General features: G+C 61.1%; 17 protein-coding genes. 8 read left to right on the top strand and 9 right to left on the bottom strand.

Features of this window, described 5'->3' with window-relative positions:
- Window positions 1–12: 12 nt before the first annotated feature.
- From KI611_RS21745 to KI611_RS21725, 5 genes are read right to left on the bottom strand one after another with little or no spacing between them, the layout of a single operon-like run.
- Window positions 13–306, bottom strand: a complete 294-nt coding sequence (locus KI611_RS21745; protein ID WP_226417737.1) for a hypothetical protein — start codon at window positions 304–306, stop codon at window positions 13–15.
- Entirely contained in the window at window positions 303–1433 is a 1131-nt protein-coding gene (locus KI611_RS21740) for a MalY/PatB family protein (protein WP_226417736.1), read from the bottom strand. Before KI611_RS21740 ends, KI611_RS21745 begins: the two co-directional genes overlap by 4 nt.
- Window positions 1430–2362, bottom strand: a complete 933-nt coding sequence (cysK, locus tag KI611_RS21735; protein ID WP_226417735.1) for a cysteine synthase A — start codon at window positions 2360–2362, stop codon at window positions 1430–1432. Before cysK ends, KI611_RS21740 begins: the two co-directional genes overlap by 4 nt.
- Window positions 2359–3174: an EAL domain-containing protein gene (locus KI611_RS21730; protein ID WP_226417734.1), complete on the bottom strand. Its 816-nt coding sequence runs from the start codon at window positions 3172–3174 to the stop codon at window positions 2359–2361. The genes cysK and KI611_RS21730 overlap by 4 nt, the downstream gene beginning before the upstream one ends.
- Before the next feature lie 9 nt (window positions 3175–3183).
- A complete protein-coding gene (locus KI611_RS21725; RefSeq protein WP_226417733.1) occupies window positions 3184–4179 on the bottom strand; it encodes a sulfate ABC transporter substrate-binding protein in 996 nt (331 codons plus the stop codon).
- Between the two features lie 327 nt (window positions 4180–4506).
- On the opposite strand from KI611_RS21725, the gene KI611_RS21720 reads away from it, so the two are divergent.
- Window positions 4507–5184 (top strand): tetratricopeptide repeat protein, encoded by a 678-nt coding sequence (locus KI611_RS21720; RefSeq protein WP_226417732.1) that lies wholly within the window; start codon window positions 4507–4509, stop codon window positions 5182–5184.
- Between the two features lie 57 nt (window positions 5185–5241).
- Window positions 5242–6216, top strand: coding sequence for a hypothetical protein (locus KI611_RS21715; protein WP_226417731.1), 975 nt, complete (start codon window positions 5242–5244; stop codon window positions 6214–6216).
- Window positions 6217–6308: 92 nt separating this feature from the next.
- Here KI611_RS21715 and ilvA read toward each other — a convergent pair whose 3' ends face one another.
- Window positions 6309–7841, bottom strand: coding sequence for a threonine ammonia-lyase, biosynthetic (gene ilvA / locus KI611_RS21710; RefSeq protein WP_226417730.1), 1533 nt, complete (start codon window positions 7839–7841; stop codon window positions 6309–6311).
- Window positions 7842–8100: 259 nt separating this feature from the next.
- Between ilvA and KI611_RS21705 the strand changes: the two genes are divergently transcribed.
- From KI611_RS21705 to KI611_RS21680, 6 genes are all read left to right on the top strand, one after another.
- The gene (locus tag KI611_RS21705; protein WP_226417729.1) at window positions 8101–11976 is read left to right on the top strand and encodes a DUF3683 domain-containing protein; all 3876 of its coding nucleotides are present in this window, start codon (window positions 8101–8103) and stop codon (window positions 11974–11976) included.
- 106 nt (window positions 11977–12082) lie between these two features.
- Window positions 12083–12517, top strand: coding sequence for an HIT family protein (locus KI611_RS21700; protein ID WP_226417728.1), 435 nt, complete (start codon window positions 12083–12085; stop codon window positions 12515–12517).
- Window positions 12518–12530: 13 nt separating this feature from the next.
- Complete coding sequence (locus KI611_RS21695; protein ID WP_226417727.1) at window positions 12531–14135, top strand: hypothetical protein; 1605 nt, start codon at window positions 12531–12533, stop codon at window positions 14133–14135.
- Between the two features lie 62 nt (window positions 14136–14197).
- Window positions 14198–14617 carry a gamma-butyrobetaine hydroxylase-like domain-containing protein gene (locus KI611_RS21690; RefSeq protein WP_226417726.1) on the top strand — a complete coding sequence of 140 codons (420 nt, stop codon included), beginning with the start codon at window positions 14198–14200 and terminating at the stop codon, window positions 14615–14617.
- 4 nt (window positions 14618–14621) lie between these two features.
- Entirely contained in the window at window positions 14622–15359 is a 738-nt protein-coding gene (gene ubiE, locus KI611_RS21685; RefSeq protein WP_226417725.1) for a bifunctional demethylmenaquinone methyltransferase/2-methoxy-6-polyprenyl-1,4-benzoquinol methylase UbiE, read from the top strand.
- Window positions 15360–15370: 11 nt separating this feature from the next.
- Window positions 15371–15943 carry an SCP2 domain-containing protein gene (locus tag KI611_RS21680; protein ID WP_226417724.1) on the top strand — a complete coding sequence of 191 codons (573 nt, stop codon included), beginning with the start codon at window positions 15371–15373 and terminating at the stop codon, window positions 15941–15943.
- Window positions 15944–16013: 70 nt separating this feature from the next.
- Here KI611_RS21680 and KI611_RS21675 read toward each other — a convergent pair whose 3' ends face one another.
- From KI611_RS21675 to atpG, 3 genes are read right to left on the bottom strand one after another with little or no spacing between them, the layout of a single operon-like run.
- Entirely contained in the window at window positions 16014–16439 is a 426-nt protein-coding gene (locus tag KI611_RS21675; RefSeq protein ID WP_226417723.1) for a F0F1 ATP synthase subunit epsilon, read from the bottom strand.
- A gap of 25 nt (window positions 16440–16464) precedes the next feature.
- A complete protein-coding gene (atpD, locus tag KI611_RS21670) occupies window positions 16465–17868 on the bottom strand; it encodes a F0F1 ATP synthase subunit beta (protein WP_226417722.1) in 1404 nt (467 codons plus the stop codon).
- A gap of 37 nt (window positions 17869–17905) precedes the next feature.
- Window positions 17906–18766 carry a F0F1 ATP synthase subunit gamma gene (atpG, locus tag KI611_RS21665; protein ID WP_226417721.1) on the bottom strand — a complete coding sequence of 287 codons (861 nt, stop codon included), beginning with the start codon at window positions 18764–18766 and terminating at the stop codon, window positions 17906–17908.

Genomic DNA, 18766 nt, shown 5'->3' with positions numbered 1-18766 from the left:
CCCGAAAGGCTTTCAGATCCGCGCGTTACGCCACAGGCCAAAGACGCCGAGCGCAAAGAAGATGGCGATCAGGCCGGCGAGCACCGCCTGGCGCATGTCGTAAAGACCGGTGCGCAAGGCCAGCTCCAGCGTGTAGCCATGGTGCAGGGCAAGCAGCAGCGAACCGATGGCGATGGCCAGCCACGAGCGGCGCAGGCCGGAGTTGAGATCCTTGCGCAGATAGAGTTCGATGCCCAGGCCGGTGGCCAGCGACTGGGCAATCAGCCCGACAACAAGCGAGGACAGGGTCAGATCGTAAGGATTCATGCGGCGTGACAGGCGGCGCTGAAGCGCCGCAAGGCTTCGTCCAGGGTTGCCCGGGGGCAGCCGAAATTCAGGCGCAGCCAGCCGGGGGCGCCGAAATCGCCGCCGTCCGACAGGCCCAGTCCGTGTGCTTCGAAGTGGGCGGCCGGCTGGGCGAGGCCGAGTTCACGGACATCGATCCAGGCCAGATAGGTCGCTTCGACATGGCTCATTTTTACCCGCTTTTCGCTATTCACCGCCGCGCTTACCCGGTCGCGGTTGCCCGCCAGGTAGGCGATCAGTTCGCGGTACCAGTCGGTGCAATCGCGGTAGGCGGCTTCGCAGGCGGCCAGGCCGAGGACATTGACGTGCGGCACGATGCCGTCCATCGCGCGGTGAAAGCGGTGGCGCAGTGCCGCATCGGGAATGACCGCGAAAGCGCAGCCGAGGCCGGGAATGTTGTAGGTTTTCGACGGTGCCATCAGCGTGATGCTGCGTTTCGCCGCTTCCGGTGACAGGCTGGCGAACGGGATGTGGCGCTTGTCGGCATCGAGGACCAGGCCGCAGTGGATTTCGTCCGAGCAGACGATCAGATCGTTGGTTTCGGCGAAGGCGGCGAGATCGAGCAGCTCTTGCCGGTTCCAGCAGCGGCCGACCGGGTTGTGCGGGTGGCAGAGCAGGAACAATCGGGTCGCCGCGGTCGTCGCCTGCTGCAGTGCGGCCTTGTCCCACTGCCAGTGACCTTCGCGACAGGCCAGTTCGGCGCGGTGCAGCGTCTTGCCGGAAAAGCGCGGGGCGGACAGGAACGGCGGGTAGATCGGCGTCGCCGTCAGAACCTCGCCATCCACCGCCCGGCAGGCGACGTTGAGGCCGGTGACCAGACCCGGTAGCCAGACGATCCACTCCGGTTCGATCTGCCAGTCGTACTCGGCGGCCAAGTGGCTGAGCACGGATTCGGTGAGCGACGGCCAGGGGCCGCCATAACCGAAGACGCCGTGCCCAATGCGCTGCTGCAAGGCGTCGATGACGGCCGGCGGAGCGGCGAAATCCATATCCGCGACCCACAGCGGCAGGATGTCGCGACCGGCGTACTTGCCCCATTTGATGGAGTCGGAGTGGCGCCGGTCGAGCGGCTGGTCGAAGGTACTCAAACTTCGAGGTGCTGATACAGGGCGGTAGACAGGTAGCGTTCGCCGAAGGAAGGGATGATGACGACGATCAGTTTGCCGGCGTTTTCCGGCCGTTTGGCCAGTTCGAGGGCGGCCCAGGTGGCGGCGCCGGAAGAAATGCCGACGAGCAGCCCTTCTTCCGTGGCCATCCGGCGGGCGATGGCGAAGGCGTCGTCATTCTTGACGCGGATCACCTCGTCGTAAATGGCGGTATTCAGCACGCCTGGCACAAAGCCGGCGCCGATGCCCTGGATCGGGTGCGGGCCCTTGGCGCCGCCGGAGAGGACCGGCGAAGCATCCGGTTCGACGGCGACGATTCGGACGCCCGGCTTCTTTGCCTTCAGCGCTTCGCCGACCCCGGTCACGGTGCCGCCGGTGCCGACGCCGGCAACGAAGATGTCGACCTGGCCGTCGGTATCGCGCCAGATTTCTTCGGCTGTCGTGCTGCGGTGGATGGCCGGATTGGCCGGATTCTCAAATTGCTGCGGAATGAAATAGCGGGCATCGGCGGCGGCCAGTTCTTCGGCCTTCTTGATTGCGCCGCCCATGCCTTCCGGCCCCGGGGTCAGGATCAGTTCGGCGCCGTAGGCTTTGAGCAGCAGCTTGCGTTCGCGGCTCATCGTTTCCGGCATCACGAAGGCTGCCTTGATGCCGCGCGCCGCGCAGACCATCGCCAGGCCGATACCGGTATTGCCGGAAGTCGGTTCGAGCACGACGGTATCGGGGCCGATCTTGCCGGCCGCGACGGCGGCGTCGAGCATGGCAACCGCGATGCGGTCCTTGACGCTGTGACCGGGGTTGAAGAATTCCAGCTTGGCGGCAATCGTCGCGCCGCAGCCAGCGGTAACGCGGTTCAGTTTGACCAGCGGCGTGTTGCCGACCAGTTCGGTGACATTGTTGGCAATCTTCATGATGGGTCTCCGGAGGGCGATGGCGAATTGTAGGCGAGTCCGCCCTTGCTGTGGGTCGGCCGACAGTCGCTTTGTGCCGCACCGAACAGGCCGCCCTGTCCGAGTTTTGCGCCAGCCGCGCCGGCTCGGGCCAGGTCGCTGCCGCTTTCGATGCCGGTCAGTTGCACGCTAATGGCCCGATGGCGGGCGGCGTCGAGCAGCGCCGCATCGGCATCGAGCGGCAATTGCAGGATGTCCGGCTGCAGTGCCAGCAGGTCGTCGGTGGCGGTTTCCGTCGCGACGACATTGAGCGCCAGCCGGTAACCGCGCTGGCGATAGTTGATCAGGGCCTCGGCGAGCTGTCGATTGGGCCTGACGTCACCGGCATCGATGATCAGTACGATGTCCTCCGGCCCCAGGCCGCAGCGTTTGAGAATCGCTTCATAGACCAGCCCGTGCTGGCTCTGCACGGCTTTCAGGTGGCGCGGGTGTACGGCCAGTTGCAGGTAGCCGCCAACGTGGCGGCGCTGGGCGAGAAAATTGAGGGCGTGCAGCGTCCGGTTCAGGCGGTCGAAATGGACGACCTCTTCCGCCGTCTGTTGCCGGGCATAGGCCTGCTCGACACTGAGCGACTCGCCCCCCTCCAGCCGAGCGCTCAGCCCGGCCTGATGGCCGACGATGCGTTCCCGCTCGAGATCGACGATCGGCTGGAACAGCGAGCCGAGGTGCAGCCCGCCATGCCAGGCCGCAACCCGTTCGTCGGTCAGATAAAGGGTGCTCTCGCCGGCGTTGTCGGCGACATTGAAATAACGGATCAGATCGGTCAGCGGCATGTCTCTGCCCTACTTGCTGGAATAGATCTGATCGAAGGTGCCGCCGTCGGCGAAGTGCCGTTTCTGCGCCTTCGGCCAGCCGCCGAACGTGTCGTCGATGGTGACCAGCTTGATCTTCGGGAACTGCGCGGCGTATTGCGCGGCGACCTTGGCATCGCGCGGCCGGTAGTAATGCCGGGCGGCGATGTGCTGCCCTTCCTCGGAATACAGATAATCCAGGTAAGCCTGCGCGGTCAGCCGCGTGCCGCGTTTCTCGACCACCTTGTCGACCACGGCGACCGGCGGCTCGGCGAGGATCGAGAGGCTGGGGGCGACGATCTCGAACTTGCCCTTGCCGATCTCGTTCACCGCCAGTTGTGCCTCGTTTTCCCAGGCAATCAACACGTCGCCGAGGCCGCGTTCGACGAAAGTCGTGGTCGAGCCGCGGGCGCCGGAATCGAGCACCGGGACATTGCGGAAAATCGCGGCGACCAGTTCCTTCGCCTTCTGCTCGTTGCCACCCGGCTGCTTCAGCGCCCAGGCCCAGGCCGCCAGGTAATTCCAGCGCGCTCCGCCGGAGGTCTTCGGGTTGGGCGTGATGACGCCGATGCCGGGCTTGGCCAGATCGCCCCAATCCTTGATGTCCTTGGGGTTGCCCTTGCGGACCAGGAAAACGATGGTCGAAGTGTACGGTGCCGAATTGTGCGGGAAGCGTTTCTGCCAGTCGGCCGGAATCAGCTTGCGCTCGGCCAGCGCATCGAGATCGGAAGCCAGGGCCAGTGTGACGACATCGGCCTCCAGGCCATCGGCCACCGAGCGCGCCTGCTTGCCCGAGCCGCCGTGCGACTGGCGAACATTCACCGTCTGCCCGGTCTTGCCCTGCCAGTGCTTGTTGAAGGCGGCGTTGAAATCCTTGTACAGCTCTCGCGTCGGATCGTAGGAGACATTGAGCAAGGTCGTCTGGGCGACGGCGCTGCTCAGGGTGAATACCACGGCCAGTGCCGCGAAAATGGCCAATTTGCGCATCAAGAACTCCGGTCAGTCGAGTAATTACTCAGAATGGCTGGAGTCTAGAGCGCGACGGTTATTCTGTGAAAGAATCAATTATCACAATAATATAACCAAAAGAGTTAATGGCGGCTTGGCGGTCAATTACAGGCAGGGACGCGAACATTTTTTGTCCTGACCAACTTCGCCGCTTGCAGGTGAAATGTCAAAAAGCTAGTCTCTTGTCATTCTTTCTGCCCGGTTACCTGCCATGGCCGTCGTCCGCCTTTCTGCGCCAATAGCCTGGCATTCCGGCAACGGCCAAAGCCTATCTCTCACTTCTACCTTGTCGGGAGTTTACTGATCATGCGCATCGTTCTTCTCGCCCTATTGATGATCGTTACTTGTTCGCAGGCCCATGCCAAGGAGTATGGCAACTACGATCCGAAACGGATGCTGACTGTTGCGGAGACGCCATCCGGGAAAAAGTACGGCATTGACGGGAAATACCTGGACCTGATGCTGAATGATCTGGCGCTGCATGCCAAAAACTACCCAGCCCGGTTCGATACCCCGCAAGATCAACAGCGTGCCGTTCAAGACGTAAAGACGTTGTCGGGAATGCTCGATATCCTCGTCAATGGGCCAAGCCCGAATGCGGAGCTGCTGGTGCGCGCCGGGTTCCTGAACAGTATTGGCCACAACCTCGATATTCCCGGCTCGGCTGAAAAAACCGCCGCAATCTTCCTGCGCTTGCTCGCCACCGCTCCGGCCGATCCGCGCGGCAATTATATGTATGGCAGTTTCCTGGCCGGGGCGGGAAAATCGAAAGAGGCTCTTCCGTACCTCGAAAAGGCCCTTGCAGTCGGCGTAGTGGATGCCGCCTACGCCCTTGGCATGGCTCATCTGACGCTCGGCGACAAACAGAAGGCAATCGAAAACCTCGAAGCCTACAAGCAACAGCGGCCCGGCGATGGCAACGTAGCCAAGCTCATCGATGGCATTCGCAGCGGCCAAGTGGAAATCAAGAGAACTCGGAATTGACCTCTGTCCATCGAGTCTGTCGCCCCTTGCTGACTTTCCTTCCCGGCCATAGATCATATGCGTAACCCCGTGCTGGTCATTCTGGCGTTTGGCCTGGCAATTGTTTCTTTGCCTGCCAACGCCAACCCGTCGTCATCCGCTTCAATCACCGCCCGCCTTGCTTCGTGCGATCCGGCCGTTGTCCATCTGGCAGCAGCGGAACTGCTGCGTGACCCGAATACGCTTCGCGAGCCGCTGATGCTCTTTCATGCCGCCATGGGGGAGCGGACGGCCGGACGCAAGGAGGAGGCTGCTTTTCTTTACCTTGCCGCACGTCTGCGAACGGCCCGGCAAATTCTTTTCGAGAAGGGCGATCGACCGCAGTTGATCGCCATCATGAGCATGACGGTCGGACCGCTGGTCGTGCCAGTTCTCGAAGCCGACCCCGCCTTGGCGCGGACAGTGGTCAAGCGGGTTATCGATTGGGATCGTTCGACACCGGATCCGTTCCGCGACCGGGAGGCTGCTAAAGCCGGCGATATTCCGGAAAAACTCGCCAAGATCGACGCAGTGCTTACGGGTTTTCCCGAGCAGATTGGCGGCGATCCGGCACGCCTTGCCAGTGCACGTGATGCGGATCAGCGCGCCGAGCAACAGATCAAATCTACCGAAGCCCAACGCTGCGGCCCGGGAACGCTGGATGCGGTCGATGCCGAGGTGGCAACCACTCGCATCCGAAGCGAGGCAGAGCGCCTCGCCAAGACGCATCCCTTCGTGCTTCGCCAAGCGGGTGGGACGGTCAAGTCGGTCAGTGTCGGGGCGTGGCAGAAGGGAACCTCCGGCGTGCCGAGCCGGCTGACCGTTTCGGTCAGTCCGGCAAGCGGCGCGACCTTCTATGCCGAGATCGACGCCGAAATCTCGATTACCGCCGACCGCAAACTTGGGGCCATCAAAACCTCGCTGGCCTGCATCACCTATCTTTGGCTTGGCCAACGTGACGGATCGTGGAAAAACGTCTGTCTCGATGACCCGAAAGCGATCAAGCCGAACTGATCAGGAAGCTCCGGAATGATCGCCGTGCGCTGCGGAGGTCATCCCGGTCTTCCGGGGTTTCGTTCGCCCTGGGCCGCCCCGAATCCGGGAAGTCAGCCGAGAAAGAGCTTGTAGGCCGGGTTTTCGCTCTCATCCCAGTGGGCGTAGCCGAGGTTTTTCAGGAAATCCTTGAACTGCCCCATGTCGTTCGGCGGCACCTGCATGCCGACCAGCACGCGGCCGTAGTCGGCGCCGTGGTTGCGGTAGTGGAACAGGCTGATGTTCCAGCCGGCGCTCATCTGGGTCAGGAAGTTCATCAGGGCACCCGGTTTTTCGGGGAATTCGAAGCGGTAGAGCAGTTCGCGCATGCCCTTTTCGCAGACTTGCGCCGCGTGGCCGCCGACCATATGGCGGATATGGTTCTTCGCCATCTCGTCATCGGTCAGATCGAGTGCCGGGTAGCCGTGCTTGACCAGTTGCTCGACCAGCTTGCCGGATTCGTGGCGGTCGCCGACCTGGATGCCGACGAAAACATGGGCTTCGCTGGCCGTGTGGTAGCGATAGTTGAATTCGGTGATGTTGCGCTTGCCGATCAGCCCGAGGAACTTCTTGTAGGCCCCAGGCTTTTCCGGCAGCGTCACCGCCAGCACGGCTTCGCGCCGCTCGCCGACCTCGGCCCGCTCGGCGACAAAGCGCAGGCGGTCGAAATTCATGTTGGCGCCGGAGGTCACGGCGATCAGGTTCTTGTCCTTCAGCTTGTGCAGGCGGGCGTACTCCTTGGCCCCGGCAACGGCCAGCCCGCCGGCTGGCTCGACGATCGAACGGGTGTCCTCGAAAACGTCCTTGATCGCCGCGCAGATGGCGTCGGTGTCGACCAGCACGATGTCGTCGAGATATTCCTTGCACAAGCGGAAGGTTTCCTCGCCGACATACTTGACCGCGGTGCCGTCGGAAAAGAGACCGACCTGGTCGAGACGGACCCGCTTACCGGCGGCAATCGACTGCTTCATCGCATCGGCGTCGAAAGTCTCGACGCCGATGACCTTGATGTGCGGTTGCAGGCGCTTGATGTAGGCGGCCACCCCGGCGGCCAGGCCGCCGCCGCCGATGGCGCAGAACACGGCGTGGATCGGCCCGCTGTGGCGCGAGTGCTGACGGAGAATTTCCATGGCGACGGTGCCCTGCCCGGCGATCACTTCGGGATCGTCGAAGGGATGGACGAAGGTCAGTTTCTCGGCCTTTTCCAGTTCCAGCGCATGGGCGTAGGAGTCATCGAAGGAGTCACCGTGCAGCACGACTTCGCCGCCGCGGGCGCGGACGGCATCGACCTTGATGGCCGGCGTCGAGGTCGGCATGACGATGACCGCCCGGCAACCCAGCTTGGCGGCCGACAGGGCTACGCCCTGGGCGTGATTGCCGGCCGAGGCGCAGATCACGCCGCGTTTCATTTTTTCGGCCGACAGGCTGGCGATCTTGTTGTAGGCGCCGCGCAGCTTGAAGGAAAACACCGGCTGCATGTCTTCGCGCTTCAGAATAATCTTGTTGCCGCTCCGGGCGGAAAGGTTGTTGGCCAGTTCGAGCGGCGTTTCGATCGCCACATCGTAAACCTGGGCGTTGAGAACTTTTTCAAGATAGTCCGGATGCATGGCGCGATTCTTCAGGGCAAAGAGAGGATTCTACGGCTGGCGCGGCCAAACGTCACGGCGGAAAGCGCTTGTCCGTGATCGTTGCCCGGCCCGACCGGCGCTGACCAGAACGGTCTGTGGTTTTGGCGCTGTCTGGCGATCAGTGCAAAATAAGCGCGAACACTGGCTGTGTATTTGTGTCGAAAGGCCTCCGAACACGTTGGCGGCCTCTCCGGTACGCTAAAATCCGTCCTTTAACGCTTCTGATTCTGGTCGCCTTATGACTGCTCGCTTGCGCGAAATTCCGTACAACTACACCTCGTTTTCCGATCGCGAGATCGTCATCCGCCTGCTTGGGCCCGATAACTGGGCCGTTCTCGACGAACTGCGCAGCGAGCGCGTCACCGGTCGTTCGGCGCGCATGCTCTACGAGGTGCTCGGCGACATCTGGGTCGTGCAGCGCAACCCGTACCTGGAAGACGACCTGCTCGACAATCGCGAGCGCCGCGACGCGCTGGTCAATGCCCTGCGCCACCGTCTGAGCGAGGTCGAAAAGCGCCGGCATTCGAGCGAAAGCGAAGATGCGGAGCGTTCGGAGAAGGTCAAGCATCTGGTCGAAGCGGCACAGCGGGCGGTCGATCGTTTCGCCGAACATTTCGGCCAGACCATCGATCTGCGGCGCAAGGTATTGAAGGTTCTCGGCAAGCACACGCGCAAGGACAATATCGCCTTCGATGGTCTGGCCCGCGTCTCGCACGTCACCGATGCGACCGACTGGCGTGTCGAATACCCCTTCGTCGTCCTTTATCCGGACACCGAAGAGGAAATCGGCCATCTCGTGCGCGGCTGCATCGAAGCCGGCCTGACCATCATTCCGCGCGGGGGCGGCACCGGTTATACCGGCGGCGCCATTCCGCTGACCCCTTACGCGGCGGTGATCAATACCGAGAAGCTGATCGATATCGGTCCGGTCGAGGAATTGGTGCTGGCCGGCCATGAAACCCCGTACGCGACGATTCGCACCGGCGCCGGTGTGGTCACCGACCGGGTCGCCGAAGCCGCCTCGCTGGCCGGCCGCGTCTTCGCGGTCGACCCGACCTCGGCTTCCGCTTCCTGCATCGGCGGCAACATCGCGATGAATGCCGGCGGCAAGAAGGCCGTGCTGTGGGGTACCGCGCTTGACAACCTGGCCTGGTGGAAGATGGTCGATCCGGACGGCAACTGGCTGGAAGTCGAACGGGTCAATCACAACTACGGCAAGATCCACGAGCAGGAAAACGTCGAGTTCCGCCTGAAACGCTTCGATCCGAGCGGCAAGAAGTTCCTCGGCGAAGAGATTCTGACCATGCCCGGCGCGGCCTGCCGCAAAGTCGGGCTGGGCAAGGACGTCACCGACAAATTCCTCGGCGGCGTGCCCGGGGTACAGAAGGAAGGCACTGACGGCATCATCGTCGCGGCGCGCTGGGTGCTGCACAAGATGCCGCCGGTGACGCGCACCGTCTGCCTCGAATTCTTCGGCCAGGTGCGCGAAGCCGTGCCCGCCATTGTCGAGATCACCGATTACTTCAAACCGGGTGGTGCCGGGCATAGCGCAGGGGTGCTGCTGGCCGGCCTCGAACACCTCGACGAGCGCTACGTCAAGGCGGTCGGTTACGCGACCAAGGCCAAGCGCCACGGTCGGCCGAAAATGGTGCTGTTCGGCGACCTCGTCGGCCATGACGAGAATGCCGTGATGGCCGCCGCTTCCGCTGTCGTGCGCATGTGCAATCGGCGCGCGGCAGAAGGTTTCATCGCGGTGGATGCCGAAACGCGCAAGAAATTCTGGCTCGACCGTTCGCGCACCGCCGCCATTTCGCGCCATACCAATGCTTTCAAGGTCAATGAGGATGTGGTCATCCCATTGCCGCGCATGGGCGACTATTGCGATGGTATCGAGCGCATCAACATCGAGCTGTCCACGCAGAACAAGCTGGCCTTGTGCGCTGCGCTGAGCCAGTTCCTCAAGGGCGAACTGCCGCTGCACGCCGGCGATGCCAATCTCGACAGCGCGGTGCTGATTGGCGACCGCCGCCAGGCGGCGCTCGATTACGTCGAAGCCGTTCGCCTGCGCTGGGAATGGCTGCTCGACAATCTCGACCTGCCGCTGGCCGAAGCCGAATCGCGCTTCCAATCCTACGGCGTGCAGGCCGGCGAGCTGACCAACCGGGCCGAGAATCCCCGCCTCTTCCACCGGCTGCAGGATTATTCGGTGCGGGTGTCGTGGAAACAGGAGCTGCAAGCGCGGCTGACCAAGATCTTCGATGGCAGCGTTTATCGGCCGATCCTCGAGCGGATCGAAGCCATCCACAAGGAAGTGCTGCGCGGCCGCGTCTTCGTCGCGCTGCACATGCACGCCGGCGACGGCAATGTGCATACCAACATCCCGGTCAACTCGGACAATTACGAGATGCTGCAAACGGCCAACAAGGCCGTCGAGCGCATCATGCATCTGGCCCGCGGTCTGGACGGCGTGATTTCCGGCGAACACGGCATCGGCATCACCAAGCTGGAGTTCCTGACCGACGAGGAAATCGGCCCCTTCCGCGCCTACAAGCAGAAAGTTGACCCGCAGGGCCATTTCAACAAGGGCAAACTGATGGCCGGTGGCGACATGGGCAATGCCTACACGCCGTCGTTCAGCCTGCTGGGCACCGAATCGCTGATCATGGAGCAGTCGGAGATCGGCAAGATCTCCGACATGGTCAAGGACTGCCTGCGCTGCGGCAAGTGCAAGCCGGTCTGCTCGACCCATGTGCCGCGCGCCAACCTGTTGTACAGCCCGCGCAACAAGATCCTGGCGACTTCGCTGCTGGTCGAGGCCTTTCTTTATGAGGAGCAGACCCGGCGCGGTATTTCGCTGAAGCATTTCGACGAATTCAACGATGTCGCCGACCACTGCACGGTCTGCCACCGCTGCCTGAAGCCCTGCCCGGTCGATATCGACTTCGGCGATGTGTCGGTGGCGATGCGCAATTTCCTCCGCAAGCAGGAGAAGAAACGCTTCAGCCCCGGCACGTTCGCGGCGATGACCTACCTCAACCTGAAGGACCCGGCGACCATCAAGCTGATGCGCTTCGGCATGATGGACTTCGGCTTCAAGGCCCAGCGTCTGGCCCACAAAGCGGCCAAGGCCCTCGGCCTGACCCAGGACAGTCGCAAGCATCCGCCGGCGACGCTCGGTGCGCCATCGGTGAAGACGCAGATCATCCACTTCATGAACCGACCGATGCCGGGCAACTTGCCGAAGCGCACTTCGCGCGCTCTGCTCGATATCGAGGACGACAAGGTCATCCCGGTGATTCGCAATCCGCAGAAGACCAGCGAAGAGTCGGATGCGGTCTTCTATTTCCCGGGTTGCGGCTCGGAGCGCCTGTTCTCGCAAGTCGGTCTGGCGACCCAGGCAATGCTTTACGAAATCGGCGTAACCACCGTACTGCCGCCGGGTTACCTGTGCTGCGGCTATCCGCAGAACGCCTCCGGCGATGCCGATAAAGGCCAGAAGATCACCACCGAGAACCGCGTACTGTTCCACCGGGTCGCCAATACGCTGAATTATCTCGACATCAAGACGGTGATCGTCTCCTGCGGCACCTGCATGGATCAACTGCAGAAGTACCAGTTCGAGAAGATCTTCCCCGGCTGCCGCCTGCTCGACATCCATGAGTACCTGATGGAAAAGGGCATCAAGCTGGAAGGCGTTCAGGGTACGCGCTACATGTACCATGACCCCTGCCATACCCCGATGAAGTCCTATGCCCCGCTCCTCGTCACCAAGACGCTGATGGGCCAGGAAGTGCCGCTGACCGACCGCTGCTGCGGCGACGCTGGCTCTTTCGCTTATTCCCGTCCGGATATCGCGACCCAGGTCAAATTCCGCAAGCAGGAAGAGATCGAAAAAGGCGCGGCCAAGCTGCGAGCTGACGGTTTCAGCGGCGATGTGAAGATCCTCACGTCCTGCCCGGCTTGTCTGCAGGGTCTGTCCCGTTACGATGACGATGCCGATACCAAGGCGGACTATATCGTCGTCGAAATGGCCAAGCACCTGCTCGGCGAAAACTGGATGGCGGATTACGTCGGTCAGGCAAACAGCGGCGGTATCGAGCGCGTTCTGCTCTGAGCGGGCGGTTCAAGGCGTTATCGTGAAATAGTTCCTTAACATGCGGTAGCGCCTTGCGGTATTCGTAGGCTGGTGTAATGCTTGCAATGTCCCCGGAGTGTTAACCATGAATAGTGCCGCCCCGCCTTGTGAGTTATGCACCAACCCCGGTGGGCTGGTTGTCTGGGACTCGCCGGCCTGTCGGGTGGTGCGGGTCGACGATCCGTATTACCCAGGCTTTTGTCGGGTGATCTGGAACGCCCATGCCCGCGAAATGACCGACCTGGATCGCGGCCAGCAGCAATTCCTGATGGTGGTGGTCTTCGCCGTGGAAGCGGTGGTGCGCAGGCTATTCGCGCCGGACAAAATCAACCTTGCCAGCTTCGGCAACATGGTTCCGCATGTGCACTGGCATGTCATTCCCCGCTGGCTCGATGACCGGCATTTTCCCGAGCCGATCTGGGGCGCCGTGCATCGCGACGGCCTGGCGCACCGCCACAGCGTAAGCGACGACGACCTGGCGCAAGCCTTGTCGCATGAACTGGCAACTGTCGAACATTAAGGCTGGAGTCATCATGAATACGACCGCCAATACCACGCCACTGACGATTTCCGATTTGCAGTCCGGCGAGAGTTACCTCGCACAACTCTCATTGGCCAATCCGGCGGTTGCCGAACAACAGTTGATGGCATTTCTCGACGCGCTGCTGACCGCCCCGCCCGACCCGGGGATTTTGCTCAGCCTGCTCGAACGGGCCCGCGTTCCGATGTGCTTCGTCGAGGAGGAAATGGCCCGGCGCTATCACAACAAGCCACTGATTCTGTCCGACGAGGAGGAACTCAACTTCCAGATGGTGGTGTCGGCCTGGCGCAAGATGAGCAAGGCCTACTCGTTGTGCGCCCGCCTTGAGGAGCCGGATGCCGAAAATCCCCAGTATGCGGCGTTGATGGCCACTTTGCTGCATCGCTGCCTCTATTACACCGGGATGGTCATCCTCGAACACTTTCGCGCCCGCCGGGAGTTGCCGGAAGGCATCTGGCTGGAATTGCATGGCTATTACGAAACGGCCGAGGAATGGGGCGTTGCCTACACGCCGGTCGAGGACTTGCTGGAAAATACGCTGCAGGCGACCCACTGTGCCGCCGCCTACGCCACCCTGCTGCTGATCGATATTGCCAGCCCCTACAGCAACAGTGTCCGCAATCTGAATTTGATCAGGCGCTGGGCCGGGATGTGGGCCCCGTTGATCTCGATCCATCGGCTCGAAGACGATCTCGAGGAGCCGCCCTATGTCGTCGCCTTGATGAAGGACATGCCGCTGCATCCGAGCGCCATCGCCGATGGTCCGAGCAACGATCTGCGCCGGCTCGACACGACACGCATCGGCTTGCAGATCGGCTACCTGCTGAGCCAGCTCAGGCAGCGTGTAACGCCTTCGCAGCTGGGTCTGGGCGAGGAAACCAGCAGCCATGTCATTCAGTTGCTCGAACATCTGTCGCGGCCGTGGACGCAGTCGGCATCGCCGCGCAAATTCCGGCGCTTCGCCACGGAAGGAATTGCCCAGGTTGCCGCCGGCTTCGAGGCCATGCATTTCTTTATCAGCGGGCGGGAGTTCGTCCAGCCGGATTCGGCCAGTGCCTATTCCCGCGGCGAATTCGACCAACTGTTCACTTTCCGCGACCGGGCCGATCCGGGACAGTCGCTGAATATCACGCCGCATATCAGTTTCCCGCTCGACGAGTGGTCGGTGATCAACCATTCCGCCAACGGTTTCCGGCTCGGGCGGAGCAACGCCGGCCAGAAGGTGACGCATGGCGAGCTGCTGGCGGTTCGCCCGCATGATGGCGAGCATTTCCTGCTGGTCCATGCCACCTGGCTGATGCAGGAACAGTCTGGCGGCCTGATTGTTGGCGTGGCCATCCTGCCGGGTATGCCTAGTGCCATCGGCGTGCGTTTGGTGGCAACCGGCGGCGGCGTCAGCGACCGTTACGTGCCGGCCTTCCAATTGCCGCCGGTGCCGGCGATCAAGGAAGAGGGATCGCTGGTCTTGCCGGCCGGGATGTACCAGGCCAGTCGGATTCTTGAAGCCTACTGCGGCGAGGAGACCTGGCAACTGCGGATGCTCCACGTCCTCCAGCGCGGCACCGATTTCGATCGCATCAGCTATCAGGTGCTTTGACGTATCTTGCGGCGGCGGTTGGGTGAGTGCGCTAAACTAGCGCCCTCACCATGGAGGACGATATGGCTGGCATTGATCGGGATACGCCGATACCGAGTGAAATAAAGTTGCACCAGAAATCCCGGTTGCTCCAACTCGGTTACGAAAATGGCGAGCGCTACACGCTGGATTTCGAGTTTCTCCGGGTCTTTACGCCCTCAGCCGAGGCTCGCGGGCATGGCCCCGGCCAGGAAACGCTGCAGACCGGCAAACGCAATGTCGATATCGAACGCATCGAACCGGTCGGTACCTATGCCGTGCGTTTGGTCTTTTCCGATGGCCACGACAGCGGCCTTTATTCCTGGGATCTGCTGTACAACCTCGGCAAGCATCACGACGAACTGTGGCAGGACTACCTGAACCAGATCGAAGCCCAGGGTTTGTCGCGCGACATCGATACCTCTTCCCGCCCGGCCGCCGGCAGCTGCGGTCACCATCACTAAAAACATGAAAAACGATACTACCCATTTTGGCTACGAAACCGTGGCCGAGCAGGAAAAGTCCCGGCGAGTTGCCGATGTTTTCGACTCCGTCGCCAGCCGTTATGACCTGATGAACGATCTGATGTCGGGCGGCATGCACCGGCTATGGAAAGCTTTCACCATTCAGCGCAGCGGTGTTCGCGAAGGCTCTCGCGTCCTCGATGTCGCCGGCGGCACCGGTGATCTGTCGTTGGCCTTTGCCAAAAAGGTCGGAAAAAGCGGTCAGGTCTGGCTCACCGATATCAACAATGCGATGTTGGCCCGTGGCCGGGATCGTCTGCTCGACAAAGGCTATATGCTGCCGGTGGCGCAGTGTGATGCCGAAAAGCTGCCCTTTCCCGATGACTGGTTCGATTGCGTGACCGTCGCTTTCGGCCTGCGCAACATGACCCACAAGGATGCGGCGATTGCCGAAATGCGCCGTGTTTTGCGTCCCGGCGGGCGTTTGCTGGTGCTCGAGTTTTCGCAGGTATGGAAGCCTTTGGCTCCCCTCTACGATTTCTACTCCTTCCAGGTGATTCCACGCGTAGGCAAGCTGGTTACCAACGACTCGGAAAGTTATCGTTATCTGTCCGAATCGATCCGGGTTCATCCCGGACAGGAAGAGTTGAAGGCGATGATGGAACAGGCTGGGCTTGAAAAAGTGGAGTATTTCAATTTGGCGCTGGGTGTCGTTGCACTGCACCGGGGCTACAAGTTCTAGGTTTCGTAACGATGGCTGGCATCGACAAGCTGATTTTCGCCGCCCTGAATCATCTCCTGCAAGGTGAAACCTGGGCGCAGGAGCGTTTGCGGCCGTTTGCCGGGGCCCAGGTATTGATCGAGGCCGGGCCGATTTCCTTTGATCTGGTGATCGACGAGCGGGGCTTTTTCCGTAGCTGCGGGGACCGCGCCAAGCAACCCGATGTCACGCTGACGCTGCCCGCCGATACGGCCGTCAAATTCATTGTCGATCGGCAGAATCTGTTCTCGACGGTCAAACTCTCGGGTTCTGCCGATATCGCCGAGAGTCTGGCGTTCGTTTTCCGTAACCTGCGCTGGGATGTCGAGAGCGACCTGGCCGGTCTGATTGGCGATATCCCGGCCCGTCGCCTGAGCATGCTTGGGGCGGGATTGGCCGGCCATTTTCAGGAGAGCGCCAAGCGGCTGGCGGAAAATGTCATCGAATATGCGACGGAAGATTCACTGCTGCTGGTCCCGAATCGCGATATCGACGCGTTTTGCTGCGAGGTCAATGAGTTACGCGATGGCCTAGCCCGACTCGAAAAGAAAATCGCCCGCCTCTGACCCTGGGCAGTAAATTCAGGACAAATAAAAAGGGCAGCCTAGGCTGCCCTTTTTGCTCCCGGAAGGGAAATTAGTGCGTGTGCTTGCGCAGACGCTGGATCGTTTGCAGCTGAGCGATGGCTTGAGCCAGCTCGGCTTCCGCAGTCGCGTAATCCATTTCGGCGTGCCGGTTGGCGAGAGCTTCCTCGGCATGCTTCTTGGCTTCCAGGGCCTTGGCTTCGTCCAGATCGTGAGCGCGAATCGCAGTATCAGCCAACACGGTAATCATGTCGGGTTGAACTTCGAGCATGCCACCCGATACATAAACCAGCTCAAACTCGCTTTGACCGAGCACCTTCAAACGGATGGTGCCTGGCTTGATGCGAGTCAGCAGCGGTGTATGCCGCGGCAGAATGCCGAGCTCACCGGCTTCACCAGGAAAGACGGCAAGTTCGACCACGCCCGAGAAGATCGACTCTTCGGCGCTGACGACATCACAATGAACAGAAATTGCCATGATTGGCTCCTATGCTGAAGACGCGTTATTGCAGCGTCTTGGCCTTTTCGATGACTTCCTCGATACCGCCGACCATGTAGAACGCTTGTTCCGGCAGGTGATCGTATTCGCCAGCGCAAATGCCCTTGAAGCCCTTGATCGTGTCCTTGAGGGAAACGTACTTGCCCGGCGAGCCGGTGAAGACTTCGGCAACGTGGAAAGGCTGGGACAGGAAGCGCTGAATCTTACGGGCACGGGAAACGGCCAGCTTGTCTTCCGGCGACAACTCGTCCATACCCAGAATCGCGATGATGTCGCGCAATTCCTTGTACTTCTGGAGCGTCATCTGGACGGCACGGGCTACCGCGTAGTGCTCTTCGCCGACAACTTGCGGGTCGAGCTGGCGGGACGTCGAGTCGAGCGGATCGACAGCCGGGTAGATACCCAGCGAGGCGATGTCACGCGACAGCACGACCGTCGAGTCCAAGTGCAGGAAGGTGGTTGCCGGGGACGGGTCGGTCAAGTCATCGGCAGGCACGTAAACGGCCTGGATGGAGGTGATCGAGCCAACCTTGGTCGAGGTGATACGCTCTTGCAGGCGGCCCATTTCTTCAGCCAGCGTCGGCTGATAGCCCACGGCGGAAGGCATCCGGCCGAGCAGTGCGGACACTTCGGTACCGGCCAGCGTGAAACGGTAGATGTTGTCGATGAACAGCAGGATGTCACGGCCATCGTCACGGAAACGCTCGGCCATGGTCAGACCGGTCAGCGCGACGCGCAGACGGTTGCCCGGGGGTTCGTTCATCTGACCGAACACCATCGCCACCTTGTCGAGAACGTTGGAGTCCTTCATTTCGTGGTAGAAGTCGTTACCTTCACGGGTACGCTCACCGACGCCGGCAAACACGGACAGACCCGAGTGTTGCTTGGCGATGTTGTTGATCAGCTCCATCATGTTCACGGTCTTGCCGACGCCGGCGCCACCGAATAGACCGACCTTGCCGCCCTTGGCGAACGGGCAGATCAGGTCGATAACCTTGATGCCGGTTTCCAGCAGGTCAACCGAAGAAGACAGTTCGTCGAATTTCGGTGCCAGAGCGTGAATCGGGCGAACTTCGTTGCCTTCGATCGGACCGGCTTCGTCGATCGGGCGACCCAGCACGTCCATGATGCGACCCAGCGTGCCCGGACCAACCGGTACGGAAATCGCCGCACCGGTGTTGTTGACCTTCATGCCGCGGCGCAGGCCGTCGGATGAACCCATGGCGATGGTACGGACAACGCCGTCACCCAGCTGTTGCTGAACTTCAAAGGTAAGGCCTTCTTCAGCCATACCATTTGCTTCGGCGGCATCCAGCTTGAGCGCGTCGTAGACTTTCGGCATCGCGTCGCGCGGGAAGTGGATGTCCACAACGGCGCCGATACACTGAACGATTGAACCTTGACTCATATTCAAATCCCCAAAAATAAAATGCTTCGCGTTTGCGTCAGACGGCGGCGGCGCCGCTCACGATTTCCGACAGTTCCTTGGTAATCGCAGCCTGACGGGTCTTGTTATAGACCAGCTTCAATTCACCGATAACGGTCTTCGCGTTATCCGAGGCGGACTTCATGGCGACCATCCGGGCGGACTGCTCGGAGGCCATATTTTCAGCCACTGCCTGATAAATCAAAGCTTCAACGTAACGGATCAGCAGATCGTCGATAACCGACTTGGCTTCCGGCTCATAGACATAATCCCACTTCGTCTTCGACGATCCGACTGCTTCGCCCGAAAGCGGCAGCAGTTGCTCGATCACCGGCTCCTGTTTCATCGTATTGACGAAGCGGTTGTAGCCGATGTAAAGCGCGTCGATTTCGCCCTTGATGTAGGCGTCGAGTTGGATCTTGACCGGCCCGATCAGCTTTTCCAGGTGAGGTGTGTCACCCAGGCCCGTTGCATGCGAAACGATCTTGGCGCCGGAGCGCTGCATGAAACCGAAGCCCTTGTTGCCGATGCAGGTTGCCTGAAACTTTTTGCCCTGAGCATCAAATTCCTTCATCTTGGTCACTGCCAGACGAAGGAGGTTTGAGTTCAGACCGCCGCACAAGCCCTTGTCGGATGTGATCAGAACCAGGCCAACGGTGGCCTGTTCGCGATTCACCAGGAAAGGATGCTTGTACTCGGTCAGAGCATGAGACAGGTTGCCTGCAACGCGCCGGATCTTCTCGCCGTAGGGTCGGGCAGCACGCATCCGGTCCTGCGCTTTGCGCATTTTGGATGCGGCCACCATTTCCATGGCCTTGGTGATCTTGCGCGTGTTTTCGACGCTCTTGATCTTGTTGCGAATTTCCTTGCCGCTAGCCAT

Origin of the sequence: Dechloromonas denitrificans (assembly GCF_020510685.1) — a bacterium.
Classification (GTDB): domain Bacteria; phylum Pseudomonadota; class Gammaproteobacteria; order Burkholderiales; family Rhodocyclaceae; genus Azonexus; species Azonexus denitrificans_A.
Note: the sequence above shows the minus strand (reverse complement) of the source record. Positions and strands in the feature narration are given on the sequence as shown.